Genomic DNA, 1,272 nt, shown 5'->3' with positions numbered 1-1,272 from the left:
GTCGAAAAGGTGCGGCTTACTTTGCCGCCGCCGCTTGTGCCTGCAGCGCCTTCAGGTCCCAGCAGCTGTCGGGCTTGAGGTCGGCCTTGGTCGTCGCCTTCTCCAGCGTGTAGATGTAGGTGTGCGAGGTGCCGGCCGGCTGGCCGCTCTGCAGCAGGAACTTGATGATGGCGTTCATGTCGCCCGACTGGCGAGCAAGATCGGTCATCACCACAGCGCCATAGGTGCCGTCGACCAGCTTGTCGCAATCGGCCGCCTTTTCGCCGCCGCCGGTGGTGACCAGGAACACCTTGCCGTCGAGTTTGGCATCGCGGATCGCGGCGGACGCGCCGGTGGCGTCGCCATCCCAGAAATCGATGATCGAGCAGATATCCGGGTTCTGCTGCAGCATCGTCGTCGTCACGTTGCGCGAGGTCGTCGCATCCCAGTTGGAATCGGGCTTGGCCACCACCTTGAAGTCGGGATTCTTGTCCAGCACCTTCATGATGCCGGCATACTGATAGAGGCTGGAGGAGTTCGCCTGGTCACCCTGCACAAGGCCGATCTTCTTCGACGAGTTCGGGCCGCAGCCCTTGATCGCCGCTTCGGCCTCGAGCTGGCCAAGCCGGTCCCAGTCACTGCCGATAAAGGCGTCGGCCGGGAAGTTGGCGGGATTGTCGACCAGGATGACATAGGTGCCGGCGGCCTGTGCCTTCTTCATCAGCTTGGAATAGGAGTTGAGGTCCGGCGCGTGGATGATCAGCACATCCGGCCTGGTGTCCGAGGAGATGGCGTCCGTGATCGCCTGCGCGCCGGCATCGACGACCCAGTTCGGGTCGCGCGTCTCGAACACGCCGCCCCAGGCCTCGACTTCGGTCTTCAGATAGTGCGCCCAGCCCTGCGCCAGGTCGAAGCCCATTGCCAGCGGCACCAGCATGACGCGCTTGCCCTTGAGCGCCTGCGCGTACGCAGTCGGCCCCGGATCGTCGGCGGCGAAGGTTGGCGCCACGAAGGCGGTGACGGCGAGCGCCGTGGCGGCGGCCATGAGTGTCTTGATCAGTTTCATGTCGGATCCTTTTGCTTTGGTCGTTGTTATCAGCGGCCGGCCCCAACCGTCCGCCGCAGTTCAGGTCTAAATGTCGCCCTGCTGGGCGGTCTGCTCGTCACGTGGATTGATGATGCCGTCGACGATGATGGCGCCGAGCAGGATCGCTGCCTTGATCAGGTTCTGGTAGAGCAGCGGAATGTCGATGATGGTCATGGCGTTGAGCAGGATGCCGATCAGTGCCGCAC

1 protein-coding gene and 1 pseudogene are annotated in these 1,272 nt (G+C 63.5%); both read right to left on the bottom strand.

Going from position 1 to position 1,272, the window contains the following annotated elements; genetic code table 11:
* Window positions 1–16: 16 nt before the first annotated feature.
* Complete coding sequence (locus ENZ75_RS32170) at window positions 17–1,045, bottom strand: sugar ABC transporter substrate-binding protein (protein ID WP_063168531.1); 1,029 nt, start codon at window positions 1,043–1,045, stop codon at window positions 17–19.
* A gap of 66 nt (window positions 1,046–1,111) precedes the next feature.
* Window positions 1,112–1,272 (bottom strand): annotated as a pseudogene (locus tag ENZ75_RS35465) (ABC transporter permease); the annotation flags it as partial.

Source organism: Mesorhizobium sp. M7A.F.Ca.CA.002.04.1.1, from assembly GCF_004022805.1.
Taxonomy (GTDB): Bacteria; Pseudomonadota; Alphaproteobacteria; order Rhizobiales; family Rhizobiaceae; genus Mesorhizobium; species Mesorhizobium ciceri.
The sequence above is the reverse complement of the archived record's forward strand: the minus strand, read 5'-3'. Positions and strand labels throughout refer to the sequence as shown.

Bases quoted from the DNA above. Each gene is read 5' to 3' on its own strand.
- ENZ75_RS32170 (WP_063168531.1), bottom strand. From the start codon at position 1,045: ATGAAACTGATCAAGACACTCATGGCCGCCGCCACGGCGCTCGCCGTC.